Raw genomic sequence first — 23,951 nt, 5'->3', positions numbered from 1 at the left:
ACCACCATGGTCCAGACCTCACAGACCCTCGCCGCCCATCCGCTGGCATCCACCGCCGCGCGCCGCTGGCTCGCGCTCACCGCGCTCATGTTCCCGGTGCTGCTCATCGCCGTCGACAACACCGTGCTCGCGTTCGCACTGCCCGCCATCTCGCTCGCTCTCCAGCCGAGCGGCACGGAGCTCCTGTGGATCGTCGACGTCTACGCCCTCGTCCTCGCCGGCCTCCTCGTACCGATGGGCAGCCTCGGGGACCGCTTCGGCCGCCGGCGCATGCTGCTCATCGGCGCCACGGGCTTCGCCCTCGTCTCCGCGGCCGCGGCGTTCGCCACGAGCGCGGGCCAGCTCATCGCGGCCCGCGCGCTCATCGGCGTCTTCGGCTCGATGATCATGCCTGCCACGCTCTCGCTCATCCGGAACATCTTCGCGGACGCCGCCGAGCGCCGCCTCGCGATCGCGATCTGGGCCGCGGCGTATTCGGGCGGCGCCGCGCTGGGGCCGCTCGTGGGCGGCGCGCTGCTCGAGCACTTCGCGTGGGGCTCGGTCTTCCTCCTCGCGGTGCCGGCGCTCGTCCCGCTCCTCGTGCTCGCCCCGTTCCTCGTGCCCGAATCGCGCGACGCCGCGCCGTCGCCCGTGGACGCGCCAAGCATCCTCCTCGTCATCGCGGCAGCGACGGCGGTGGTCTACGGGGTCAAGGAGCTCGCGCACGACGGCGGCGCCCCCGCCGCGGTCGTCCTCGCCGTTGGGCTCGTGGCCGGGTGGGCCTTCGTGCGGAGGCAGCTGCGGCGCGGTCAACCCATGCTCGACGTGCGGCTCTTCCGGACGCCGGCGTTCAGCGCGGGCCTCGTCACGAACCTGCTGAGCATCTTCTCGCTCGTCGGCTTCGTGCTGTTCCTTTCGCAGCACCTCCAGCTCGTCGCGGGGGAATCGCCGCTCCGCTCGGGCCTCCTCATGCTGCCGGGCCTCGGGCTCACGATCCTGACCGGCCTCGCGGCCGTGCGGCTCGCCGCCCGGTTCTCGGCGCCGACCGTGATGGTCGCCGGCCTCCTGCTCAACGCCCTGGGCTACGGCACCGTGCTCGCGTTCGGCCGCGACGGCTCGTTGCCGACCCTGCTCACTGGATTCGCCGTGGTCGGCGCGGGAGTGGGCCTCGCCGAGACGCTCTCGAACGACCTCATCATCGCGAGCGTGCCGCCCGCGAAGGCCGGCGCCGCCTCCGCGATCTCGGAGACAGCCTATGAACTCGGGGCGGTCCTCGGCACGGCGATCCTCGGGAGCGTGCTGGGCGCGGCGTACCGGCTCAACGTCGTCGTCCCGGGAGGACTCCCCGCAGAGGCTGCCGCCCGGGCGCGCGAGACGCTTGGCGGAGCGGTCGACGCCGCCACCCTCCTTCCCGGGCCAGCGGCCGCGGGGCTGGTGGACTCCGCGCGCCACGCGTTCGACTCGGGCGTCGGGGTGACCGCGGCGATCGGCGCGGTGCTCATGCTGGTGGCCGCCGCCGTCGTCCGCCGCGCCCTCGTCCCGCGCGCGAGGTGAACTCCGGGCAGGGCCAGGATCAGCGCACCTTGTGCTTGAGGAACTCGACCGCGCGGGACCACGCGAGCTTCGCCGCCTCGGGGCGGTAGTTGCCCTGAGGGTTGGAGTCGTTGGCGAAGGCGTGCCCGGCGTCGTAGTAGAAGAACTCGACCTCGGCGCCGGACTCGCGCCGGATCTGCTCCTCCTGCTTGCGCGCCTCCGCGACGGGATAGCCACGGTCGTGCTTGCCGTAGTGCCCTTGGATGGCGGCGCGGACGCCGGAGAAGTCGTTCGGGACGCCCTGCCCCACGCCGTAGAACGGAACCGCGGCGCTCACGCGCTCGCCCTGCTGGGCCGCGAGCTGCAGCACGAAGCCGCCGCCCATGCAGAAGCCGATCGTGCCCACGGTCGAGCTCGTGACCTCGGGCAGGCTCAGGAGGTAGTCCACAGCGCCGGCCAGCAGCCGCGCGCCCTCCTGCTCCGGGAGGTCCCGCATGATGCGGGCGGCCTCGGCGCCGTCATGCGCCACGCGCCCGCCGAAGAGGTCCGGCGCGAGGGCCACGAAGCCTTCTGCGGCGAGGCGGTCGGCGATGTCGCGGATGTGGTCGACGAGCCCCCACCACTCCTGGATGACGATGACACCGGGCCCCGAGCCCGACGCCGGGCGGGCCAGATAGCCGTGGGCCTCCCGGCCCGCGGACGGGAACGTGACGTTCTGGAAGGGCCTGTCTGCACTCATGGCACCACGCTAACCGGCCCGGCCTGCCCGAAGTCCACCCTCCGCGGCAGCCGGTTCCCGAGCCACACCATCGCGAGGCTCACTACAACGAAGCCCACCGAGATCGCGACGGCGAAGACGGCCACCCCGCCCCAGCCGCCCGCGAGCGCGGGGTTGATGAACCAGTACGGATACCACGCGACGATCGCGCCGCGGATGAGGCTGTAGGCGAGATAGGCCATCGGATACAGGAGCCACCACCAGACGTGGACGGCCCGCAGGCGCGCCAGCGGCGGCTGGACCAGCCAGTCCGCGACCATGACCAGCGGCATGACGATGTGGGTGACGGTATTGACCCACGGAAGCAGGCCGCCGAGGTCCTGGTCGGCGAGGAGGACCCCGAACACGAGTCCGACGACGGCCATGGCGACGACCGCGCTGCCCCTCGCGACGTCGTCGGCCTCGGTGGGCGGGCGCCGCGCGAACACCCGGTAGGCACTCACGGAGAGGACGACGGCGGCGAACAGGTTAGAGAGGTTGGTGAAGTAGCTGAAGTAGTGGCCGGCGTCGAAGCCCTTACCGACCACGCCGACCACGAACTGGGTGCCGACTGCTGCGAAGGTCAGGGCCGCGAAGAAGAAGCGCGCCCCCACGAAGATCAACCGCTTCATGCGCACAGCCTCTCCGACACGGCGGGACCAGGCAAGCAGCCGCGCACACGGCATCGCGGTTCGTACCGCGCTCCCGCGCCCCGGCGTAGCGTGGACGCATGGACTGGCTGCTCTGGTTCAGCGCGCCGGACTACCAATTGGCGCGCATCGTGCTGCAGCGGGGCGTCGCCGCCCTGTTCTTCGTCGCGTTCCTCTCGAGCCTCAACCAGTTCCCCGCGCTCCTCGGCGAGCGCGGACTCCTGCCCGTTCCCGAACTGCTCGGCGCGTTCCACCGCCTGCGCCGGCCCACGCTGTTCCGCTGGGGCTATACCGACCGCCGGTTCCGCTGGCTGTGCGGCGTGGGCCTGACGGTCTCGGGCCTCACCGTGCTGGGCGTCCCCCAGCTCGGGCCGCCCTGGGTGCCGCTCGTGGGGTTCCTCCTGCTGTGGGTGCTCTACATGTCGATCGTGAACGTGGGACAGACTTTCTACGGCTTCGGCTGGGAGATGCTGCTGCTCGAAGCCGGGTTCACGGTCGCGTTCCTGGGCTCCGACCAGAGCCCGCCGCCCACCGCGATGCTCCTGCTCACGGCGTGGCTCGTGTTCCGGCTCGAGTTCGGCGCGGGGATGATCAAGATCCGCGGCGGGGAGGAGTGGCGCAACCTCACGGCGCTGTACTACCACCACGAGACGCAGCCCATGCCCGGGCCGCTGAGCCGCCAGTTCCACCTCCTGCCGAAGCCGCTGCACCGCGCCGAGGTCGTGGGGAACCACTTCGCCCAGCTCGTGGTCCCGTTCTTCCTCTTCGCGCCGCAGCCGCTCGCGACCATTGCCGCGGGGCTCATCATCATCACCCAGCTGTGGCTCGTGCTCTCAGGGAACTTCGCGTGGCTCAACTGGTCCGCGATCGTGCTCGCGTTCTGCGCGGTCGGCGATCGGGCCGTGCACGCCCTCCTGCCGTTCATGCCGCTCCGCTACACCTCGGCGTCCTGGGCGGATGCGGCTGCGGAGAACCACGCCGTGTGGTCTGGCGGGCTCTTCGCCGGCGGGCTCGGCGAGCCGACCGGCTACCCGGGGGACGTCTTCGCGTGGGCGTGGTCCGCCGTCGCCCTCGCCGCCGCGGTGCTGCTCGCGGTGCTCGGATACCGGCCCGCCAGGAACCTGCTCTCGGAACGGCAGCTCATGAACGCGAGCTTCAACCGCTGGCAGCTCGGCAACACGTACGGCGCGTTCGGCTCCGTCACGAAGCGGCGCGTCGAGATCGTCGTGGAGGGCACGCTCGACGAGGTCCCGACCGACGAAGCCGAATGGCGCGAATACCGCTTCAAGGGCAAACCCGGCGAGCCGGGCCGGCTGCCGCGGCAGTGGGCGCCGTACCACCTGCGGCTCGACTGGCTCATGTGGTTCCTCCCCCTCCGCACGGTCCACGAGGAGTGGTTCTACGCGTTCCTGTTCAAGCTCCTCGACGCCGACCCGGCGACGCTTCGCCTGCTGCGCGCGGACCCGTTCGACGGCGCGCCACCGCGGTGGGTGCGCGTGCGGAACGCGCTCTACGAGTTCTCGACCCGCGAGCAGTTCCGCGACACGCGCGAGCGCTGGGTCGTGACGCCGCTGCGCGTGCTCATCCGGCCGGTGCAGCTCAAGGACGTGCGGTAGGCGGGACTGGCCCGCGGTGAAGGGGGCCGTGCGGTAGGTGGGACGGGCGCCCAGCGAGGGAGGCCGCGAGGGCGTCGGCGAGGGAGAACGAAAAAGGTCCCGGAACCTCATCGGTTCCGGGACCTGCACCGTGCGCGAGGCGGGATTTGAACCCGCACGCCCTTTCGGACACTGGCACCTGAAGCCAGCGCGTCTGCCGTTCCGCCACTCGCGCTTACCCGCTCGACAGGCCCGGAACAACGCCCAAACCCGCGAAGGCAGCGAGAACAAGCATAGCCGAGCGCATCACGGATATGAAATCGATACGGAGGCATACGGAGCCTCGCGAAAACCCGAGGGCAGGTTTTTGGAACCCGACCAGTAGTATCGGAGAAGCGTCGCACGTGTGCGTGCCAATCAGGCGTGCAGCGCCGCGCCCCCTGCCGGACGGCTACCCGAGAGAGGAGGACGGCCATGGGACTGCTCGACCGCCTCGAGCTTGGCATCGAGAAGGCCGTGCACGGCGTCTTCTCGAGGGGCTCCAATGCCCAAGTCCAGCCCGTCGAGATCGCGAGCCGGCTGCGCCGCGTCATGGACAACCAGGCCATTTCCATTTCCCAAGGGCGCACTCTCGCCCCGAACGTCTTCGAGGCCCGCCTCGGCGACACCGACTTCGATCGCGTCCAGCAGTGGGGCCAGCCCCTCGCCGAGGAGCTGTGCGACGTCGCCGTCCAGCACGCGCGCTCCCAGGGCTACACGCTCCAGGGCCCAGTGCGCTTCTCCTTCAAGCACGACGGCGAACTCAAGCCCGGCGCCTTCGAGGTCGCCGCGCGCTCGGAGAAGGGGGAATCCGCCGCCGCAGCGCCAGGCCGGCCCCGAGTCCCAGCGGCGCCGACCCGCCAGCCCGTGCACCTGCACCCGGTCCTCGAGATCGACGGCCAGCGCTATTCGCTCAACGCCGATTCGATCGTGCTGGGCCGCTCCTCCGAGTCGGACATCGTGGTCGACGACACCGGCGTCTCGCGCCGGCACGTCGAGGTCCGGCGGAGCCAGGGCCGCTTCTACGCGGTGGACCTCGGGTCGACCAATGGAAGCTACGTCAACGGCGAGCGCGTGGACGGCTCCGCCGAGCTGCTGGACGGCTCGGTGATCAGCATGGGCCGCACGCGCATCACGTTCCGCATGCTGCCGGCCCCCCTTGGAGGATCTGCGTGAACGAACTGACGCTCACCTTCCTGCGCCTCGGTTTCCTCGTGCTCATGTGGGTGCTGGTGTTCAGCATCGTGGGCGCGATGCGCCGGGACCTCGCCGTCGGGCGCCGGAACAAGACGGGTGCGCCGACGCCGCGTCAGGTTCGCAAGAACCCTGAGCTGGCCGAGCCGCCGGCGCGCCAGCAGGCCCACCACCTCGTGGTGGTCGAAGGCCCTCTCGCGGGGACGAGCATGCCGCTCGGCGAGAGCCCGATCCTGCTGGGGCGCGCGCAGGAGGCCACCCTCGTGCTCGAGGACGACTACGCGTCGGGCCGCCACGCCCGCCTCTTCCCGCAGGGAAGCCGCTGGTTCATCGAGGACCTCGGCTCCACGAACGGCACGTACCTCGCTGACCGTCAGCTCACGCGCGCCCAGCCCGTCGAGCTCAACGCGCCGATCCGGATCGGCAAGACCGTGATCGAGCTGAGGCCCTGATCTTGCCGGACACCCAGCTGATCCTGCGGTACGCGGCTCGCTCCGATGTGGGCCGGCTACGGGCCAAGAACGACGACTCCGCCTACGCGGGCCGTCATCTTGCCGTCGTCGCGGATGGCATGGGCGGGCACGCGGGCGGCGACGTCGCGAGCGCGTCGACGGTGCTCGATCTGGTGCACCTCGACCACGGCGGCTACGCCGGGGATGCGGGAACGGTCCTCGCGGACGAGATCCAGACGGCCAACTCCCTCCTCTCCGAGCTCGTCGCTGCGAACCCGAAGCTCGCCGGCATGGGCACCACGGTCACGGCACTCCTGCTGAACGGCTCGAAGCTCGCGTTCGCCCATATCGGCGATTCCCGTGCCTACCGCCTGCGCGGCGCGACCTTCGAGCAGATGAGCGTTGACCACACGTTCGTCCAGCGCCTCATCAGCGAGGGTCGGCTCCGCCCGGAGGAGGCGGAGACCCACCCCCACAAGAACGTGCTCATGCGCGTCCTGGGCGATGTCGACGCGAGCCCTGAACTGGACCTCACCTCGTTCGATGTCGAGGAGGGCGAGCGCTGGCTCCTGTGCTCGGACGGCCTCAACTACGTTCCGCACGAGATCGTCGAGCAGACGGTCAAGGGCATCGAGGACGTCGGCGAATGCGCCGACCGCCTCATCTCGCTCACGCTCGCCGCGGGCGCTCCTGACAACGTGACGGTCGTCGTCGCGGACATCATGGCGACCGACGCGGGCGACGACGACGTGCCAGTCGCGTCGCCAGCGGCCGCCGCGTCGATCACGGCCTCCGCGGCCGCGCGCACTCCGGTCTCCTCGGCGGCCCGGGCGGAATCGCCGGCGTCCGACGCACCGTCGCCGCGGAGCAGCGATGGCGCGAACGACGGCGGGGCCTCGCCGCACGCGGCCGCGTCCCCCGGCGCTGGGGACGACTCCGGCGACCACGGAGACGGCGGGGCCGACGGGGCCGACGGGGCCGACGGCGCGGACGCCCCACCCACGCCTCCCGGCGAGCCCGACGAACCGCGGCTCGAGATGCCGACCGACCCCAACCTGGGCGCCCACCTCTCCGCCGAGGTGCTGCGCCGCGAACTGGACAGCCGCCCGCACGAGCTCGTGGGTGCCGCGGCCGCGGCGGCCGAGAGCGGCTCGCTGCCGTCCGTCGCGAGCCGCACGGCCGCGCGCCGCGCTGCGGCGCTCCTCACCCATCGCGCCACCGCCGCGGACGTCGAGGCCGAGGAGCCGGAGACCGAGGCGGAAGGAACGCGCCGCCAGTTCCGGCGCTGGGTCCGGCTCATCCTCGCCGCCATCGTCGCGGTCGCGATCCTGCTCGGCCTGTGGCTCGGCTACGCCTGGACGCAGACCCGCTACTACGTGGGCGCCTCCGACAACCGGGTGGCGATCTACAACGGCATCTCCCAGACGCTCGGGCCGATCGCCCTCTCGAAGGTGGCCTCGACCACCGACATCACCATGAGTTCGCTCCCCGACTTCCAGCAGCAGCGCCTCCGTGCAGGCATTCCCGTGAACAGTCTCTCGGAGGCCCAGGAGATCGTCGCGCTGCTCCAGAGCAACCCGCAGAGCTGCCTCAACTCGCCGTCGGCCGCTCCGACGCCGGGAGGCTCCGCGTCGCCCAGTGCAGTCCCGTCGCCCAGTGCAGTCCCGCCGGCTTCGCCGAGCCCCGCCCCGCCACCCTCGGGCTCCGCCTCCGCGCGGCCGTCGAGCAGCCCCTCGCCCACCAACCCGTGCCTGGGAGGCCAGTAGTGAGCGCTGTCGAAGCCGCCGCCCGGCCGCGGCGCAACATCGAGCTCGTCCTCCTGGTCCTCGCGCTCGTCGTGGGCATCGGCGCGAACGCCATGACGTCGATCAACCAGGGCCTGAGCCTCGGAAACGACTTCTGGATGCAGTCCGCGATCATGGCCGTCGCGTCCCTCGCGGTCCACATCGCGCTGCGCTTCCGCGCAAAGTACGCGGACCCGCTCATCCTGCCCATCGTCGTAGCGCTCAACGGTCTCGGGGTCGCCATGATCCACCGGCTCGACACGGCGAGCACCCCGGTGGCGGACTACGGCGACGTGCAGGCGCGCTGGACGGTGGTGGGCATGGCGCTCGCGATCGGCGTGATCCTGTTCCTCAAGGACCACCGGATGCTGCGGCGGTTCACGTACATCTCGCTCATCCTCAGCGCCGTGCTGCTCGTCCTCCCGTTGGTCCCGGGCATCACCGCCGGCGACGTCAACGGCGCCCAGGTGTGGATCCGCATCGGCCCCGCCTCGTTCCAGCCGGGCGAGGTCGCGAAGATCACGATCGGCATCTTCTTCGCGGGCTACCTCTCGACCAACCGCGACCTCATCCTGCTCGCCGGGCGCCGGCTCGGGAAGCTCCAGCTCCCGCGGTTCCGCGACCTCGGCCCCATGATCGTCGCGTGGCTCGCGAGCATCGGGATCCTCATCTTCCAGCACGACCTCGGCATGTCGATCCTCTTCTTCGGGATCTTCATCTCGATGATCTACGTGGCCACGAGCCGCGCGAGCTGGGCGATCCTCGGCATCGTGCTCATGTTCTTGGGCGCCATGGCCTCGAGCGAGATCTTCCCGCACATCCGCCTCCGGATCGACGGATGGATCAACGCCTTCGACCCGGAGGTGTTCGGCCGCCAGTACGGCGGCAGCTACCAGATTGTGCAGGGCCTGTTCGGCATGGCCAACGGCGGCCTCATTGGAACGGGCATGGGCCAGGGCCGCCCGGATCTGGTCCCGTTCGCGCATTCGGACATGATCATCGCTGCCTTCGGCGAGGAGCTCGGGCTCGTGGGCCTGTTCGCGATCGTCGTCCTGTACGCGCTCCTCGTGACGCGCGGCATGCGCGCGGCGATCGGCGCCCGGGACGCCTTCGGGAAGCTTCTCGCGTGCGGGCTCTCCGCCGGGATCGGCCTCCAGTGCTTCGTGGTGATGGGCGGCGTGACCCGGCTCATCCCGCTTACGGGCCTCACGACGCCGTTCCTCGCGGCCGGCGGCTCGTCCCTCCTCGCCAACTGGATCATCGCGGCGCTCATCCTCGTGATCTCGAACGCCGCGCGCCGGCCCATCGACACGACGCCGCTCGGGCCTGACGAGACGCCCGCGGCCATTCCGCCGTCGTCCGCGCCCTCGGCCCACCGCGGCGGCCCGGCGGAGACGACCAAGACCCAGGTGGTGAAGCAGCAGTGAATCAGGCCATCAGAAACGCATGGGTGGCCATCGCCGCCATGTTCGCCCTCATCCTGGGCTCGATCAGCTACGTCCAGGTGGTGGGCGCCGACGAGCTCACGTCGAACCAGTGGAACAACCGCGCGATCCTGCAGACGTTCTGCCAGGACCGCGGCACGATCGTGGTGGGCGGCCAGCCGATCGTCCAGTCCGTGCCGACGGGCTCCGAGAGCTGCAAGTTCCAACGGCAGTACCTCCAGCCGCAGCTCTACGCGGGCCTCACGGGCTACTACTCGAACATCTTCGGCTCCACGGGGCTCGAGAAGAGCGTCAATGCGGCGCTCACGGGGCAGTCGGACCAGCTCCTCCTCGACCGCATGAAGCAGCTCTTCCTCGGGCAGCAGCCGCAGGGCGCGTCGGTCGAGCTCACGATCGACCCCGCGATCCAGCAGCTCGCGTACAGCCTCATCCCTGACGGCCAGCGCGGCTCGATCGTGGTCACGAACCCGAAGACCGGCGCGATCATCGCAATGGCTTCGAAGCCGAGCTACGACCCCAACCAGCTCGCGACCCACGATCAGGCCGCAGCACAGGCCGCGATGGCCAAGCTCCAGGGCATCCAGGGCATCAACCTCAACCAGAGCGTGGGCGGCCCCACGGGCGCGCTTCTTGCGCCGGGGTCCGTGTTCAAGCTCGTGGACACGACCGCGGCCCTCGCCTCCGGCAAGTACAACAAGGACAGCGTCCTGCCGAACCCGGCCGAGATGGCGCTGCCGGGCAGCAGCGCGAAGCTTCCGAACTACGCGGGCGGCAACTGCTACACGCAGACCCAGGCGAGCTTCGCGTTCGCGCTCGAGCAGTCCTGCAACACGCCGTTCGCCTCGATCGCCCTCGACCTCGGTCAGGACGCGATCGGGAAGCAGGCCGCCGCGTACGGCTTCGGCCAGGACGCAGGAAATCTCCTGCACCTCGACTACCAGAGCGGCGTCTGGCCCAAGAACCTCGACCAGTCGCAGCTCGCCCAGGCGTCAATCGGCCAGTTCAACACGACTGCCTCCCCCCTCCAGATCGCGCTCATGACGTCCGCTATCGCGAACGGCGGCGTCCAGATGAAGCCGTCCCTCGTCAAGACGGTGCGGGCGCCGGATCTCCGGGTTGTCGACGAGCCGAAGCCAGAGGTGCTCAGAACCTCCACGACGCCTGACATCTCCCGGCAGATCACCGAGTGGATGACGGACGTTGTCTCGAACGGCATCGGCAAGGGCGCCGCAGTGCCGGGCGTGCAGGTGGCCGGCAAGACCGGAACCGCCGAGCTCGGCACGAGCGGCCTGAACAACTCCTGGTTCACCGGATTTGCCCCGGCAGACAATCCGCAGGTGCAGGTGACCATCGTGATGGAAGGCGTCGACGTTGCGACCGGCGCCAAACTGACCAGTCCAAGCGCGAGCAAGATCTTTGAGGCGGTGTTGAAGAAGTGAGACCGACGTCGGGCATCACCTTGGGCGGCAGGTACCACCTGGAGAGCCGGATCGCCATCGGTGGAATGGGCGAAGTGTGGAACGCTCGCGACCAGGTGCTGGGACGGAACGTCGCGATCAAGATCCTCAAGGAGGAGTACGCGGGCGATACCGGTTTCCTCCAGCGGTTCCGCAACGAGGCCCAGCACACCGCGCTGCTCAACCATCCCGGAATCGCCAACGTGTTCGACTACGGCGAGGACAGCGGCTCCGCCTACCTCGTCATGGAACTCGTGCCGGGCGAGCCCCTGAGCTCGATCCTCGAGCGCGAGAAGGTGCTCTCCCCCGACCGCACGCTCAACATCATGGCCCAGACGGCGCGCGCCCTGGCCGTGGCCCATGCGCGGGGCCTCGTGCACCGCGACATCAAGCCCGGCAACCTGCTCATCACGCCGGACAACCGGGTCAAGGTCACGGACTTCGGCATCGCGCGCCTCGCTGACCAGGTTCCGCTCACGCAGACCGGACAGGTCATGGGCACCGCGCAGTACCTCGCGCCGGAGCAGGCCACGGGCCAGCAGGCCACGGGCTCGAGCGACATCTATTCGCTCGGCGTCATCGGCTACGAATGCCTCACGGGCCACCGGCCGTTCTCGGGCGAGAGCCAGATCGCGATCGCGCTCGCCCAGGTCAACGACGCCCCGCCGCCGCTGCCCGAGCAGGTCCCTGCCCCGGTCCGGGCGCTGCTCATGTCGATGCTCGCGAAGGATCCGCGGAACCGCCCCGCCAACGCGATCAAGCTCGCCGAGGCGTCGGAGGCCATCCGCCGCGGGGACATCCGCGCCGCCCAGGCTGCGGTGCCCGGCATGCTCCTCCACGAGGACTTCGACTCGACCCAGCCGATCGCCCAGCAGCGCGGGCAGACCGCGCCGACCGCCGTCGTGGGCGGTGCCGCCGTGGGGGCCGGTCTCGGGGCCGCCGCGGCGGGCGCCCAGGCCGCGCACGCGTCGTCGCCCTCCACGGCCGCGCTTCCCGTCCTGGGCCACGGCGCCTCGTCCATCCAGGGCGACCACCCCGATGGCGGTTCGCCCTGGTACGCCGGGGTCGACGAGGAAGAGGAGGTCGCCCCAGAGCAGCGCCGCAAGAAGCGCAGCGCGCTCACGTGGCCGCTCGTCGCCCTCGTGCTGCTCCTGCTCTTCGTGCTGCTCGGAATCTGGCTCAGCAACTCGGGCCTCTTCTCCCCGGCGCCGGCGCAGACCGCCACCACGTCCTCGACCCCGTCGCCCACGCCGACCACCTCGAGCGCCACCCCGACGCCCACCGAGACAACGCCGGAGGCGCCCGCTTCGGTCAACGTCGTGGCCTCGAACTACGTGGGCCGCAACTACACCCAAGTCCAGCAGGAGCTCGAGAATCTGGGGCTCCAGGTCCAGCTCAACCCGGTCCAGCAGTCGCAGGGCATCATGGGCTCCGTCCTCTCGCTGTCCCCCACGGGACGCCTCCCGTTGGGCACTGCGGTGACCGTCACGTACGCCGTGGTGAACCCGCCCACGCCGACCCCGACGCCGACCCAAGCCGCGACACCCTCAAGAGGGCCCACCTCCACGCCTTCTGCCTCCAAGTAGGGCCACACTTGGATAACACGGCCCGGAAGTGAGGACATGACGCACCCAACCCATACGTCGCTGGAACGAGAGGACGAGCCCATGCCACAGCCCGTCGTGCTCTCGGGCCGCTACGTGCTGGGGCGGCTTCTCGGCCGGGGTGGCATGGCGGACGTCTTCGAGGCCCAGGACACGCGCCTGGGCCGCACAGTCGCAGTCAAGATGCTGCGGCCGGACATGGCCCGCGACCGGCAGCTGCGCGTGCGGTTCGAGCGCGAGGGGCAGGCGGTCGCGGCGCTCAACCATCCGAATATCGTGGCGGTGTACGACACCGGGGAGCGCGGTCCAGACCCCTTGAATCCGGCATCCGTCGAGGTGCCGTTCATGGTGATGGAGCTCGTGGAGGGCAGGACCCTCCGCGAGTTCGTGCATGAGGGCTCGGTCACGCAGGAGAAGGCCCTCGAGTACGTCCAGGGCGTGCTCTCGGCGCTCGAGTACAGCCACCGCGCGGGGATCGTGCACCGCGACATCAAGCCCGCCAACGTCATGGTGGTCAGCGAGACCGGGACCGTGAAGGTCATGGACTTCGGGATCGCGCGCGCCGCGGCCGAGTCCGGGGCCACGATGACCCAGACGCAGGCCGTGGTCGGCACGGCCCAGTACCTCTCGCCCGAGCAGGCGCAGGGCCTCACTGTAGACTCGCGCAGCGACCTGTACTCGACCGGCTGCCTCCTGTACGAACTCCTCACGGGCCGACCGCCGTTCCTCGGGGAGTCCGCGGTCTCCGTGGCGTATCAGCACGTTCAGGTCGAGGCCCCCAAGGCCCGCGAGTTCAACCCCGACGTCACGGACGCCGTGCAGAGCGTCCTCGACCGCGCCCTCCAGAAGGACCCGGACAGGCGCTTCCAGGATGCGGGCGCGTTCCGGCGCGCGCTGCGGGCGGCGGGCGCCGGGCGCGCGCTCCCCTCGGCGGGGGCTGCGAACGACGGCGGGGACGCGACCGAGGCGCTGGCCGTCGCCGCTGCCGGGGCCGGCCTCGTCGCGGCAGCGGACGCGCATGGCGGCCACGGCGAGGGCAAGCATGCAGCCGACTCCCACCTCGGCGACACGGGCGAATTCCCGGCGGTCCCGCCGTCGGACGCGGAAGAACTGCTCGGGTTCGACGCAGCGGACGAGGCCGAGGACGAGCGCCCGCGCCGGCACCGCGGCTGGATGGCCATCCTCCTGCTCATGGCGCTCCTCGTCCTGGGCGGCGGCGGGTACTGGCTCTACACGTTCCTCAACCAGCCGCCCGCGATCGTGTACGTGGGCGTGCCGAACGTCGCGTCCATGAAGGACACCGACGCGTTCACCAAGCTCACGCAGCTCGGCCTCCAGCCGGAGTTCTCACAGAAGCCGAGTGCCGACATCTCGAAGGGCCTCGCGATCGACACGCTTCCGGCGGCCGGGTCGCAGCTCCCGAAGAACTCGAAGATCGTCATCGAGATCTCGAGCGGCCCGTCCACGGCCGTCATCCCGCAGAGCATCCTCGGCAATACGGAGGCGGGCGCGCGGGACACGCTGCGCTCGCTCGGGCTCGTGCCTGCTGACCAGTCGAAGTCCGCCAACAGCGCCACCGTGCCCGCCGGGCACGTCATCAGCGTCTCGCCGGACGTCGGCCAGACCGTGCCGATCGGCTCGCAGGTCACGCTGACCATCTCGACGGGCAAGGTCGCGGTGCCCGACCTCCGCGGCCGCACGGTCGACGACGCCAAGGCGGCCCTTGCCGCCCTCGGCCTCGGGGCGCAGGTGAGCCAAGCAGTATCGACGACCGCTCCGGCAGGCACCGTGACCGACCAGAACGTCGCGGCGAACGGGCTCATCGATCAGGGCGGGACCGTGGTACTCACGGTCGCCCAGGCCCCGCCGCCCCCGCCGTCGCCGAGCGCGACGTCAAGCCCCTCGCCGAGCCCGTCCTCGTCCGACAAGAAGGGGAACGGCAACGGGAACGGGATCACCTTCCCGTAGGACGAGCCCGGCGAGCCGCTACGCGTCGGCGTGGATGAGCGGGCTCAGCGTGGACGCCTTGTCCGCCGCGCCCGCGAGGCCGAGCGACTCGAGCCAGTTCCCAAGCATCTGGTAGCCGCCCTCGGTGAGGACGCTTTCGGGGTGGAACTGCACTCCCCACAGGGGCGCCGTGCGGTGCTGGAGGCCCATGACCACGCCGGAATTCGTGTGCGCCGTGACCTCGAGGACGTCCGGGATGGTCTCCGCGACGGCGGCCAGCGAGTGGTAGCGCGTCGCGGTGAGGGGCGACTTAAGCCCGGAGAAGACACCACGCCCGTCGTGCTCCACGAGCGACGTCTTGCCGTGCATGAGCTCGGGCGCATGCGTCACGACCCCGCCGTACGCCTCCGCGAGGGCCTGGTGGCCCAGGCACACGCCCAGCATGGGCTTCGTGTTCTCGCCGCACCACTTGATGAGCTCGATGCACACGCCGGCCTCGGCGGGGTTCCCCGGACCGGGCGAGACGAGGACGCCATCGCGCGCCGCGGCGAGCTCGACCGCCTCGGCGAGGGAGACGTCGTCGTTCCTGACCACCGTCGTCTCGGCGCCGAGCTGCTGGAGATAGCCGACGAGCGTGTAGACGAAGGAGTCGTAGTTGTCGATGACGAGGATGCGGGTGCTCATGTGCGGTTCGGCCAATCGTGGAGTGGGCTGGGCCGACTCCCCGGGCGGCTAGACTTGGCTACCAGTACCAGTGACCAGTCAAGCAGCGGCACCCCGGCGCGTCGGCGGTGCTTGCAGGATACCAAGCGGGCCCCCGCGCAGCCGAAGGCGGCCCCAAGGAGGAGCAGTGCCCGAATCCCCGGACAAGCCCGAGACCACGGCGCGCGCACACAAGAGCGCGGACAGGACCCTCTCGAAGAAGAAGTCCTCGAGGGCCGCCGAGCGCAAGGCGCTGAAGAAGAAGCGGAGCACTGCCAAGGCGGGTCCGACTCCCCAGTGGTACAAGTACCTGATGTTCACGCTCATGGTCGTGGGACTGCTCTGGATCATCGTCTTCTACGTCACGCAGGGCCAGTTCCCGGTCCCCGTCCTGGGCAACTGGAACATCCTCATCGGCTTCGGCGTCGCGATCGTGGGGTTCCTCATGACGCTGCGCTGGCGCGGCTGACGTGGCGCCCGCCCAGCATCCACAGCAAGAGCAGGCCTACTACGGCGACACCTACCTGACCGAGGTCACCGCAACCGTGATTGCCGCGGGCGGCACGGCCGACGGCGAGGTGGGCGGCACGGCCGACGGCGGCGCGGCTTGGATCGCCGTGACCCCGAACATCTTCCATCCCAAGGGCGGCGGGCAGCCGTCTGACGAGGGAACGGTCGACGGCGCTGCTGTCACCCCGGCGCGCGACGACGCGGGGCTCGTGGTCCTCGCCCGTGTACCCACGCTCGAGGTGGGGGCCGCCGTCGTCTGTTCGGTAGATCCCGCGAAGCGGCGCCTGCACGCCGCCCTGCACACGGCCGGGCACGTTCTCGGCGCCCTGGGCGAGGCCCGCGGCTGGCAGCACTCGGGCCACAGCCACTTCCCCGGACAGGCTCGGCTCGACTTCGACCCCGAGGGGCACGAGGCCGAGCTCGCGACTCCCGAGCTCCGCGAGGCGGTGCGCGCCGAACTGCAGGCGGCGATGGACGCGACGCTCGCGCGAGGCGGTGCCGTGAGCGCGTCCGTTGACGACGGCGGCCACCGCACCGTGACGATCGAGGGCGTCAACGCCGAGCCGTGCGGCGGGACGCACGTGCGTTCACTCGCCGATCTCGCGAACGTGCGGATCCTCGACGTCAAGGTCAAGCGCGGCGCCATCAAGGTGCGCTACGAGGCCGAGCACGCCTGAGGCGTGCCCTCCGCGCTCGGCCCCACGCAGCAACGGACCAGGCCCGGCGTGGCCGAGCCTGATCCGTTGGGGCGCCTGGTCGTACGCTAGCCGGCGTGACTAGCTGGCGTTCACGAGCTGGGCGTAGCGCGCGAGGTAGAGCGGCCAGCCGCCCTCGTTGTCGACGCCCGCGTAGACGCTCTCCCAGCCCGGGCCGTGACGGTCGATGTTGCGGTGCTCGAGCTCGACCCTCGTGCGATCGGGCCCGTCGGCGACGAAGCGCACCTCAACCTCGCTCGCATTGGCCTCGTCGGCCTCGAGCTGCCACGTGGGCCCGATATCCCAGCTGAAGACGAGACGGGCCGGGGGTTCGAAGGCGAGGACGCGGGCCCAGCGGCACACGCTCCCGTCCTCGCCGCGGTCATAGATGTGCCCTCCGACGCGGGCCTCGAACACGGTCTCGGCGATCGGGACCGTCAGCAAGTTGTGGTCCCGCGGCTTGATCTCGTCGAAGCGTTGAGTGAAGACCTCGAAAGCCCGCTCCACGGGGGCCTCGACGGTGATCACCTTGCGGACCACAGTTTCTGAAGCCAAGGTCATTTCTTCTCCTTCTCCTTCTTCTTCTCCGTGTGCTTCTCGGATTGAATCTCTGGTTCGATCCCGGGCTCGTGCCCTTGGTCGTCACGCGACCCGGCGTCCTCGCGGACGGCCGCTCCGTAGTTGGCCAGCGCACGATTCCAGAACATGTCGAGCTGGTCCCGCAGCGCTTCCACGCCGGCAGGGTTGAGCCGGTAGATCCTTCGGGTGCCGACCGTTTCGTCGCTGACCAGGCCGGTCTCCTTGAGCACCTTGAGATGCTGGGAGACCGCCGGCCGGCTGACCGGGAGCTGCGCGGCGAGTTCGCCCACGGGACACGGATGCTCGGCGAGGCGTTCGAGGATGGCGCGTCGGGTGCGATCACCCATGGCGTCCCACACGTCCTCGGACCGGACGTCCCTCGCTTGCCCGTCCGACGGTCCTCGGTAAGTTGTCACGAACAGTAAGTTACAACTTACCGATGCTATGGTCAAGGCCTTGGGGCGTCGTCGTGCCCTCGTCCGCCAGGCGCCGCGCGGTTACGCTGGAAGTCCGTTCCGCTTGAGCCGTCGAGGCAGGTTCCATGCTCAGGGCAGCCCATACCCGCCGTCGTCCGTGGCTCGCGGCGGCCGACGCAAACCCTCGTCGGCTGCGGACGGCGGCGGGCACGCGCCGTCGTCCGTGGCTCACGGTCGGCGGTGCGGCGCTCGCTGCGGTGCTGGCCCTCTCGGCGTGCAGTCCTGGAACAGGCGTCAGCGCCACGCCGACGATGCCGGGCGCCGGCGACTCCTACTACCCGGACCTCGGCAACGCGGGCTACGAGGCCGATCACTACGCGCTCAGCCTCGACATCGACCCGGTCCGCGGCTCGCTCTCGGGAACCGCCACGATCGACGCCCGCGCGACCGCGGACCTGCCGAAATTCTCGCTGGACCTCGTGGGCCTCGACGTCCAGGGGGTGACTGTCGGCGGCCAGGTTGCGACGCAGAGCCGGCAGGGGAACAAACTTGTGGTTGTGCCGGCCCGCCCGGTCTCGTCGGGAGCGCACTTCACCGTCGCGGTGACGTACAGCGGGACGCCGCAGCCCATGGCCGACGCGAGCGGGAACCGAACGGGCGCCGACAAGGTCGGATGGCATCACGACGGGGACGAGGTGTACGTGGCGAGCGAGGTCTCCGGGGCACGGACGTGGTACCCGGTCAATGACACCCCGAGGAACAAGGCCACGTACTCGTTCGCCCTCACGGTGCCCGCCGGCTACACGGCCGTGGCCAACGGGACGCTGCGCGGCCAAACGCCCCACGGCTCGGGGAGCACGTTCGCGTGGGAGGCCACGGCGCCGGTGGCGAGCTATGTCGCCACCGTCGATGTGGGGCGCTTCGTCGCGATCGACGCGAGCGGGCCCCACGGGCTGCCGATCACCGTGTACGCGCCGCCTGACCTCGCGGCGAGCGCGCGGGAACGGTTCGCGCAGCTGCCGGACATGATCTCGTATTTCGAGAGCCTCCTCGGCCCGTACCCGTTCGACACGGCGGGGGCCATCGTGGTCAGCCCGGGCTTCCGGTGGTCGCTCGAGACGCAGACCCGCCCTGTGTACGGGAGCCAAGTGCTGACGATGAACCAGGAGACGGCGGCCGAGGGCATCTCGCATGAGCTCGCCCACCAGTGGTTCGGCGACTCCGTGACCCCGAGCAACTGGAGCGACATCTGGCTCAACGAAGGCTTCGCGACGTACCTGAGCTGGCTGTGGCTCGAGCACTCCGGCCAGCGCGACTTCCTCACGGGCCTCATGACCACGCAGTACGGCTACGAGCTCAACGCGCCCGACTACGCGACGCTGCTCAACCACTCGGACCTGCCGCCGGAACAGATCCTGCCGATCCTTCGCCGACTGTTCCAGCCCGACGGCCACCCCGTGCCCGACGCGCAGATCCTCTCCGCCATGGGCCTCAGCTCAGCGAGCGGGCTCACGTCCGCCAAGGCGCTGGGGCTGCTCGGCGTGAAGCCTGGCTCGGCCGACGCGACGAGCTACCTCGAGGACGCTCGGTCCTCAGCACCGATCTCGCCGCCGGCGTCGGACCTCTTCACGGGCGGCGTGTACAACCGGGGCGCGATGGCCCTTCAGGCGTTGCGACTGCGCGTGGGCGACGCCGCGTTCTTCCGGATCCTGAGCACTTACGCGGCCGCGCACCGCTACGGCAATGCCACGACGGACGACTTCATCCACGCCGCCGAGTCGGTGGCCAACTCGGATCTGACCGCCTTCTTCCAGACGTGGCTGCGAGACCCCAAGGCCCCGCCGATGCCGCAACTGCTGCCGACCCAGTGACCGGACGGCACGCCGAAAGCGGGCTCAGTTCAGGTTCTGAACGGAGCCCGCTTTCTTTCGTCAGCCGCGGGTTGGTTCCCTCGGCGGCGCGCTTCTTCCCGTCAGCGGCGCGCTGCCGCGACGCCGCGACCGAGCGCGAGGCCGACCACGAGCATGCCGACGCCCAGCAGCAGGTGCAGGATGTTGTCGGCCATGTTGACCGGCACGAAGTTGCCCGCGGAATCGCCACCGAAGACGAGCCCGTAGACGAAGAGGACCAGGTAGATCGCGCCACCCCACGTCAGGAACCCCTTCGCGCCGCCAGCCGTGCGGCCCAGCGCGATGCCCGCGATGCCGAAGAGCAGGTGGACGATGTTGTGGAGCACGGAGACCTGGAAGAGGCCCAAGAGCATGGCGTGCGAGCCGAGCCCGGCGAATCCGATGCCCCCTGAGGTGATGCCGGGAATGAAGCCCAGGATCCCCACCAAGAGGAAGACGGCGCCTACCACCATGGCGGCGAGCTGGACTGGGGCGCGATGCGTGATGGCGTTGGTGGACATGACTGCTCCTAACTTGTCTTCCGGCTGACGCCTTCGAGGCCAGTCCCAGAGGAGCCAGTCCCAGGGAGCCAGGTCCCACGCCTTGCCGGAGCTTCCGACCGTGTCGGTGCGGTGTGCCCGCACCGACACTTCGGAGCCGCCGCTGAACCGGATTGGACCCGATTCGAAAGCGGTCTCAGGCGAGGGATTGGAGCAGGATCGGCTTCGTGGTGGGCTGACGGGAGCCGCCCTTGGGCTCGACTGTCACCCCGAGGTAGGACGCCCCGTCGATCCCGCCGGAAAGCTCGTTCCACGTGGAACCGTCGCCGGCCGCAACGAGCCCGGCGGCCTTCGCCGTCCCGCCCGCATCGATGAGCCACAGCTCGTAGTCCTTGTCCTGAGGCGCCGCCGACATCCCGATCGTCACGACTCCGGCGAGCTGGGCCTCCTTCGAGCGCGCGATGAGCATCGTCGCACCCCCTGGGACGGCCACCTCCTGGATCTTCGCGTCCGGGGCGGACAGGATCCGGTCCATGACCGCCGACCTCCCCGACTGCGCAGCGGCCAGCGCACGCACGGCATCGTCCCGCTGCTGCTGGGCGCGCAGGCCCCACAGTCCGGCCCCGCCTGCCGCAACAAGGAGGACCGCGGCGGCCGCGGCGAGCCACCGGCTGCCGACGGAAAACGCACGACGACGACGCTCGCCGAAGCGTCCTGATTCCACGCTGGCGAGGGGCCCGGCTGGGCCCTCGGCGGGCGCGGTCTCGACGGGCGAGACCTCCTCGCGCGAAACCTCGGTGGCACTCCCGGCCGGCCTGCTCGCGGGGCTCTCGGCCTCAGGCTGCGGCACGACCTCGAGTCGTGGCGCGACCTCCGGCTGTGGCGCAACCTCGAGTTGAGGCGTCACGGCGACCTGCGCCATGAGCCGCGCCTTGAGGCCGGGCGGCGGGGCGACGGGCGTGGCGCCCGCGGCGAGCAGGGCCGCGGTCTCGCTCAGCTCGCGCGCCTCCTCGGCGACCGGGTGGCCGAACGGGAGGGCACGCTCGAAGCGGTGCCGCTCATCGTCGTCGAGCGCGTTGAGCGCATAGGCACCCGTCAGCAGGTGCAGCTGATCATCCATGGCTCACTCCCAACACGTCTCTCAGACGGATCATTCCGTCGCGAATTCTGGTCTTCACAGTCCCTAGGGGCAGGCCCAGGGCGTCGGCGACTTCGCCGTAGGTGTAGCCGCCGTAATAGGCGAGACGGATCGCCTGCCGCTGCACCTCGGTGAGCGATTCGAGTGCCCTGTGCACCCGCTCGCTCTCGAGGGCAACCTCGACCCGGTGCTCGACGTCGTCGTAGCTCTCGCGGAACTCCTTGATGCCCTCGCGGAGGTCCCGGTCGGCAGCGGCCTGCGCGGCACGGACCCGGTCCACCGCTCGGCGGTGGGCCATGACGGTGATCCACGCCCGCGCGCGGCCCCGATCGGCGTCGAAGCGCTTGGCCTGCTGCCACACCTCGAGGAATACCTCTTGCGTGACCTCTTCGCTCTGAGCCGGATCCCTCACGACCCGGAGGACGAGCCCATGGACCAGCGGAGCCAGCGCATCGTAGAGGCTCCCGAAGGCGCCCTGGTCGCCGCGCGCCACGCGCGCCATGAGCTCATCGATGTCCGGGCCCGGGGTACCCCCGGCGTCACGGTCTGGCATGTAGACAACTGTCTCACGTCCACCCATGGCCCTCCGTCACAAAGCTCCGCTCGCCGGCACGGTTGTTGCCCGCCTGCAGGAGGAATTCGGAGCGGCGGAAGAGTCGGATTGGAGGCGTAGGGTAGGAAGGCGATGACAGCAGACGACAAGCCCTTCTCCTTCCGCTCGGTCGCTCTGCCCGTCTTCCTTCCGGCGCTCCTGTTCTCGACGGGCGAGGGCGCCATCCTGCCGATCATCCCGATTGCCGCGCACAATCTCGGCGCGACGCTCGCGCTGGCCGGATTCGTGTCCTCGATGGTCACGGTCGGCACGCTCGCAGGCGATATCCCGAGCGGCTGGATCGTCTCGCGGATCGGCGAGCGCACATCGATGATCGTCGCGTCGTTCGTCGCACTGGCGGGGATTCTCGTGAGCCTCCTCGCGCCGAATCCCTGGGTCCTGCTGGTCGGTGTCTTCCTCGAGGGCCTCGCGACGGCCGTCTTCGCGCTCGCGCGGCACGCGTTCATGACCACGCACGTTCCGCTTCGCTACCGCGCGCGGGCGCTCTCGACGCTCGGGGGCGTGTTCCGGGGCGGCTGGTTCATCGGTCCGCTCATCGCGTCCGCAGTCATCACCGCAACGGGGACGCCGCAGTCCGCGTTCTGGATCTTCGCCGTGGCGTGCGTCCTCGCCGCGATCTCGCTCATCGCGCTGCCGGACCCCGAGCGCGGGCACCGGGCCGCCGTCCGCGGGACCGGATCGTCCCCGCACGGCACGGGCTCTCACGGCACGGGCTCGCCCGGGCGCGGGCAGGCGGACGACGACGGCGCTCACCGCGCGCACGGACTCTTCGGCGCCATCTGGGCGCACCGCACCGTCCTGCTGCGGATGGGGAGCGGCGCGGCACTCGTCGGCGCGGCGAGGTCGGCGCGCATCACGCTCCTGCCGCTATGGGCGCTCAGCATCGGGCTCGGCGAGGCGAACACCGCGCTCGTCATCGGCATCGCGGGCGGGGTCGAGTTCGCGCTCTTCTACACGAGCGGGCACGTCATGGACCGGTGGGGCCGGCTGTGGAGCGTCATGCCGTGCATGCTGGGCCTCGGCACGGGCTTCGTGCTGCTCGCGTTCCTGCACGACGTCCCTCAGCGGGAGGGGTGGTTCGTCGCCGTCGTCCTCTTCCTCTCTCTCGCCAACGGGCTCGGGAGTGGCATCATCATGACGCTGGGCGCGGACCTCGCGCCGCGGGGCCGGCCCGCGCCGTTCCTCAGCGCATGGCGCTTCGCGGGCGACGGCGGCCAAGCCGCCGCACCGGTGCTCGTCTCCGTCCTCACCGCCGCCGCCTCGCTGCCTGTCGCGGCGGGGACGATCGGCGTTCTCGCGCTCCTCGGCGCGGGGATACTTCGGCGCTACATCCCGCGCTACGTCCCGCACGTGCGGCACCCGGTGCGGGAGACGAGCGAGCTCGGCGACCGCGCCTGACGGCGTGGGGTGAGGCGCGCGCCTGACGGCGTGAGGTGAGGCGCGCGCCTGGGCAGGGCTGCGCTGGGCTGCGCTGGGTCCGACCCCAGACGGGATCAAAAAGGCGGCGACTCGATTTCACTCGGCATCTGCCCCGCTTCGCACCCGTGTGCGGTTGGGTCGCTTTCAGGCGAGCGGCTGTCCAATGGAGTGTCGCCCGATCGATCACCCGAAGTGTCCCGCGGACCAGGCTCGGGTGGCGGGCTACCGACCGGGTGGCCGGGGTCTGGTGGTGGGCTGCTGTCCCGCGAGGCGCATTGTGGGCTGGCGGCATGGCTGCCGCCCACCCGAATTTCGGGTGGCGCACCGCGGTGTGGCGGTGGGAGCTCGACCGCTGGTGGTTCGAGAGGTTGTGGGTCCGAGGGCGGGGGGTGGAGTTGGTGGCCGGTTGGTCCGGTGACGGTCCGGGTGCCCAGGGGCGAGATCCAGAGGGTGTCGGCGATGGCGTCGTCGGGGCCGGCGGGAAGGCGGGCGGGGTTCCACAGTCGCAGGCTTTTGAGGGCGTGGTGCTTGGTGCACAGGGCGTGGAGGTTCTGGGCGTCGGTGGTGCCGCCGTCCTGCCATTCGATGAGGTGGTCGAGCTCGGCGGTGCGGGCGGGGCGGGCGCAGCCGGGGAACTGGCAGGTCCCGTCGCGGTATTCGATGTAGCGTCGCAGGCCCTTGGGCGGGCGGTAGGCGGTGCGCCCGAGTGCGAGGGGCACGCCGTCGGTGCCGGTGAAGAGGCGCTGCCAGGTCGGGGCCGCGGCGGCGAGGGCGCGGGCGGTGCCGGCGTCGATCGGGCCGTACCCCTCGAGGGTCGCGGGCTCCTCGCCGGCCCCGAGCAGGGTCGCGGCGGGAATGTGCACGACGATCTCGGCCGAGGGCTCAGGCGCTTCCGCCACGACCGGCGCGGCCGTTGGGGTGGGGGCGGGGGGTGTGAGGATGAGGTTGGCGAGGGCGTCGGCGCGCAGCTGGGGCAGGGTGCGGGCCTCTTCGGGGTCGGTCCTGCGCTGGGCGCGGGCGAGGGTGTCGAGGCGGTTGGCCGCGGCGAGGCCGG

At 70.6% G+C, this 23,951-nt stretch carries 22 protein-coding genes and 1 tRNA gene; 13 read left to right on the top strand and 10 right to left on the bottom strand.

The window, feature by feature from the left end; genetic code table 11:
* Window positions 1-6 precede the first annotated feature (6 nt).
* Window positions 7-1,533 carry an MFS transporter gene (locus tag E6A26_RS13415; protein WP_136611709.1) on the top strand — a complete coding sequence of 509 codons (1,527 nt, stop codon included), beginning with the start codon at window positions 7-9 and terminating at the stop codon, window positions 1,531-1,533.
* A 19-nt stretch (window positions 1,534-1,552) separates the two neighbouring features.
* Here the strand turns inward: E6A26_RS13415 and E6A26_RS13410 are convergent, their stop codons facing one another.
* On the bottom strand, window positions 1,553-2,251 hold the full coding sequence (locus E6A26_RS13410) for a dienelactone hydrolase family protein (RefSeq protein ID WP_136611708.1): 699 nt from the start codon (window positions 2,249-2,251) through the stop codon (window positions 1,553-1,555).
* Window positions 2,248-2,901: a Pr6Pr family membrane protein gene (locus E6A26_RS13405; protein WP_136611707.1), complete on the bottom strand. Its 654-nt coding sequence runs from the start codon at window positions 2,899-2,901 to the stop codon at window positions 2,248-2,250. Before E6A26_RS13405 ends, E6A26_RS13410 begins: the two co-directional genes overlap by 4 nt.
* A 98-nt stretch (window positions 2,902-2,999) precedes the next feature.
* Here E6A26_RS13405 and E6A26_RS13400 point away from each other — a divergent pair, with 98 nt between their 5' ends.
* On the top strand, window positions 3,000-4,535 hold the full coding sequence (locus E6A26_RS13400; protein ID WP_136611706.1) for a lipase maturation factor family protein: 1,536 nt from the start codon (window positions 3,000-3,002) through the stop codon (window positions 4,533-4,535).
* A gap of 131 nt (window positions 4,536-4,666) precedes the next feature.
* Here E6A26_RS13400 and E6A26_RS13395 read toward each other — a convergent pair.
* Window positions 4,667-4,749: transfer RNA gene (locus tag E6A26_RS13395), tRNA-Leu, on the bottom strand.
* A 239-nt stretch (window positions 4,750-4,988) separates the two neighbouring features.
* Here E6A26_RS13395 and E6A26_RS13390 point away from each other — a divergent pair.
* From E6A26_RS13390 to pknB, 7 genes are all read left to right on the top strand, one after another.
* Window positions 4,989-5,729 (top strand): FhaA domain-containing protein, encoded by a 741-nt coding sequence (locus tag E6A26_RS13390; protein ID WP_136611705.1) that lies wholly within the window; start codon window positions 4,989-4,991, stop codon window positions 5,727-5,729.
* Window positions 5,726-6,199, top strand: a complete 474-nt coding sequence (locus E6A26_RS13385; protein WP_136611704.1) for an FHA domain-containing protein FhaB/FipA — start codon at window positions 5,726-5,728, stop codon at window positions 6,197-6,199. Before E6A26_RS13390 ends, E6A26_RS13385 begins: the two co-directional genes overlap by 4 nt.
* A gap of 2 nt (window positions 6,200-6,201) precedes the next feature.
* The gene (locus E6A26_RS13380) at window positions 6,202-7,965 is read left to right on the top strand and encodes a PP2C family protein-serine/threonine phosphatase (RefSeq protein WP_234865491.1); all 1,764 of its coding nucleotides are present in this window, start codon (window positions 6,202-6,204) and stop codon (window positions 7,963-7,965) included.
* Window positions 7,965-9,410: an FtsW/RodA/SpoVE family cell cycle protein gene (locus E6A26_RS13375; RefSeq protein ID WP_136611703.1), complete on the top strand. Its 1,446-nt coding sequence runs from the start codon at window positions 7,965-7,967 to the stop codon at window positions 9,408-9,410. Before E6A26_RS13380 ends, E6A26_RS13375 begins: the two co-directional genes overlap by 1 nt.
* Window positions 9,407-10,867 (top strand): peptidoglycan D,D-transpeptidase FtsI family protein, encoded by a 1,461-nt coding sequence (locus E6A26_RS13370; protein WP_136611702.1) that lies wholly within the window; start codon window positions 9,407-9,409, stop codon window positions 10,865-10,867. The genes E6A26_RS13375 and E6A26_RS13370 overlap by 4 nt, the downstream gene beginning before the upstream one ends.
* Window positions 10,864-12,471 (top strand): serine/threonine-protein kinase, encoded by a 1,608-nt coding sequence (locus tag E6A26_RS13365; protein WP_136611701.1) that lies wholly within the window; start codon window positions 10,864-10,866, stop codon window positions 12,469-12,471. Before E6A26_RS13370 ends, E6A26_RS13365 begins: the two co-directional genes overlap by 4 nt.
* Before the next feature lie 81 nt (window positions 12,472-12,552).
* A complete protein-coding gene (gene pknB / locus E6A26_RS13360; RefSeq protein ID WP_136611700.1) occupies window positions 12,553-14,457 on the top strand; it encodes a Stk1 family PASTA domain-containing Ser/Thr kinase in 1,905 nt (634 codons plus the stop codon).
* Window positions 14,458-14,475: 18 nt separating this feature from the next.
* Here pknB and E6A26_RS13355 read toward each other — a convergent pair whose 3' ends face one another.
* Window positions 14,476-15,120, bottom strand: a complete 645-nt coding sequence (locus E6A26_RS13355; protein ID WP_136611699.1) for an aminodeoxychorismate/anthranilate synthase component II — start codon at window positions 15,118-15,120, stop codon at window positions 14,476-14,478.
* A 166-nt stretch (window positions 15,121-15,286) separates the two neighbouring features.
* On the opposite strand from E6A26_RS13355, the gene E6A26_RS13350 reads away from it, so the two are divergent.
* Window positions 15,287-15,607, top strand: a complete 321-nt coding sequence (locus E6A26_RS13350) for a cell division protein CrgA (RefSeq protein ID WP_136611698.1) — start codon at window positions 15,287-15,289, stop codon at window positions 15,605-15,607.
* A 1-nt stretch (window position 15,608) separates the two neighbouring features.
* Window positions 15,609-16,325 (top strand): alanyl-tRNA editing protein, encoded by a 717-nt coding sequence (locus E6A26_RS13345; RefSeq protein WP_136611697.1) that lies wholly within the window; start codon window positions 15,609-15,611, stop codon window positions 16,323-16,325.
* 99 nt (window positions 16,326-16,424) lie between these two features.
* Here the strand turns inward: E6A26_RS13345 and E6A26_RS13340 are convergent, their stop codons facing one another.
* The gene (locus E6A26_RS13340; protein WP_136611696.1) at window positions 16,425-16,904 is read right to left on the bottom strand and encodes an SRPBCC family protein; all 480 of its coding nucleotides are present in this window, start codon (window positions 16,902-16,904) and stop codon (window positions 16,425-16,427) included.
* Entirely contained in the window at window positions 16,901-17,338 is a 438-nt protein-coding gene (locus E6A26_RS13335; protein WP_234865489.1) for an ArsR/SmtB family transcription factor, read from the bottom strand. The genes E6A26_RS13340 and E6A26_RS13335 overlap by 4 nt, the downstream gene beginning before the upstream one ends.
* A gap of 125 nt (window positions 17,339-17,463) precedes the next feature.
* Here E6A26_RS13335 and E6A26_RS13330 point away from each other — a divergent pair, with 125 nt between their 5' ends.
* Complete coding sequence (locus E6A26_RS13330; protein ID WP_136611695.1) at window positions 17,464-19,209, top strand: M1 family metallopeptidase; 1,746 nt, start codon at window positions 17,464-17,466, stop codon at window positions 19,207-19,209.
* A 101-nt stretch (window positions 19,210-19,310) separates the two neighbouring features.
* Here the strand turns inward: E6A26_RS13330 and E6A26_RS13325 are convergent, their stop codons facing one another.
* The 3 genes from E6A26_RS13325 to sigK form a co-directional block, all read right to left on the bottom strand.
* A complete protein-coding gene (locus E6A26_RS13325) occupies window positions 19,311-19,748 on the bottom strand; it encodes a DUF4383 domain-containing protein (protein WP_136611694.1) in 438 nt (145 codons plus the stop codon).
* Between the two features lie 175 nt (window positions 19,749-19,923).
* Window positions 19,924-20,847, bottom strand: a complete 924-nt coding sequence (locus E6A26_RS13320; RefSeq protein ID WP_136611693.1) for an anti-sigma factor domain-containing protein — start codon at window positions 20,845-20,847, stop codon at window positions 19,924-19,926.
* Window positions 20,840-21,418, bottom strand: a complete 579-nt coding sequence (gene sigK / locus E6A26_RS13315) for an ECF RNA polymerase sigma factor SigK (RefSeq protein ID WP_136611692.1) — start codon at window positions 21,416-21,418, stop codon at window positions 20,840-20,842. The genes E6A26_RS13320 and sigK overlap by 8 nt, the downstream gene beginning before the upstream one ends.
* 132 nt (window positions 21,419-21,550) lie before the next feature.
* Here sigK and E6A26_RS13310 point away from each other — a divergent pair, with 132 nt between their 5' ends.
* On the top strand, window positions 21,551-22,876 hold the full coding sequence (locus E6A26_RS13310) for an MFS transporter (protein ID WP_136611691.1): 1,326 nt from the start codon (window positions 21,551-21,553) through the stop codon (window positions 22,874-22,876).
* Between the two features lie 95 nt (window positions 22,877-22,971).
* Here E6A26_RS13310 and E6A26_RS13305 read toward each other — a convergent pair.
* Window positions 22,972-23,951, bottom strand: a 980-nt coding sequence (locus tag E6A26_RS13305) for an HNH endonuclease signature motif containing protein (protein ID WP_136611690.1), incomplete at its 5' end; no start/stop codon positions are given.

It is taken from the genome of Sinomonas albida, assembly GCF_004919045.1.
Lineage (GTDB): Bacteria > Actinomycetota > Actinomycetes > Actinomycetales > Micrococcaceae > Sinomonas > Sinomonas albida.
The sequence above is the reverse complement of the archived record's forward strand: the minus strand, read 5'-3'. Positions and strand labels throughout refer to the sequence as shown.

What these genes read in the sequence shown, in the direction of transcription:
- E6A26_RS13410 (WP_136611708.1), bottom strand. Translation starts at nt 2,251, where the DNA reads ATGAGTGCAGACAGGCCCTTCCAGAACGTCACGTTCCCGTCCGCGGGC.
- sigK (WP_136611692.1), bottom strand. Translation starts at nt 21,418, where the DNA reads ATGCCAGACCGTGACGCCGGGGGTACCCCGGGCCCGGACATCGATGAG.
- E6A26_RS13390 (WP_136611705.1), top strand. Translation starts at nt 4,989, where the DNA reads ATGGGACTGCTCGACCGCCTCGAGCTTGGCATCGAGAAGGCCGTGCAC.
- E6A26_RS13330 (WP_136611695.1), top strand. Translation starts at nt 17,464, where the DNA reads ATGCTCAGGGCAGCCCATACCCGCCGTCGTCCGTGGCTCGCGGCGGCC.
- E6A26_RS13310 (WP_136611691.1), top strand. Translation starts at nt 21,551, where the DNA reads ATGACAGCAGACGACAAGCCCTTCTCCTTCCGCTCGGTCGCTCTGCCC.
- E6A26_RS13415 (WP_136611709.1), top strand. Translation starts at nt 7, where the DNA reads ATGGTCCAGACCTCACAGACCCTCGCCGCCCATCCGCTGGCATCCACC.
- E6A26_RS13325 (WP_136611694.1), bottom strand. Translation starts at nt 19,748, where the DNA reads ATGTCCACCAACGCCATCACGCATCGCGCCCCAGTCCAGCTCGCCGCC.
- pknB (WP_136611700.1), top strand. Translation starts at nt 12,553, where the DNA reads ATGCCACAGCCCGTCGTGCTCTCGGGCCGCTACGTGCTGGGGCGGCTT.
- E6A26_RS13405 (WP_136611707.1), bottom strand. Translation starts at nt 2,901, where the DNA reads ATGAAGCGGTTGATCTTCGTGGGGGCGCGCTTCTTCTTCGCGGCCCTG.
- E6A26_RS13400 (WP_136611706.1), top strand. Translation starts at nt 3,000, where the DNA reads ATGGACTGGCTGCTCTGGTTCAGCGCGCCGGACTACCAATTGGCGCGC.
- E6A26_RS13320 (WP_136611693.1), bottom strand. Translation starts at nt 20,847, where the DNA reads ATGGATGATCAGCTGCACCTGCTGACGGGTGCCTATGCGCTCAACGCG.
- E6A26_RS13355 (WP_136611699.1), bottom strand. Translation starts at nt 15,120, where the DNA reads ATGAGCACCCGCATCCTCGTCATCGACAACTACGACTCCTTCGTCTAC.
- E6A26_RS13340 (WP_136611696.1), bottom strand. Translation starts at nt 16,904, where the DNA reads ATGACCTTGGCTTCAGAAACTGTGGTCCGCAAGGTGATCACCGTCGAG.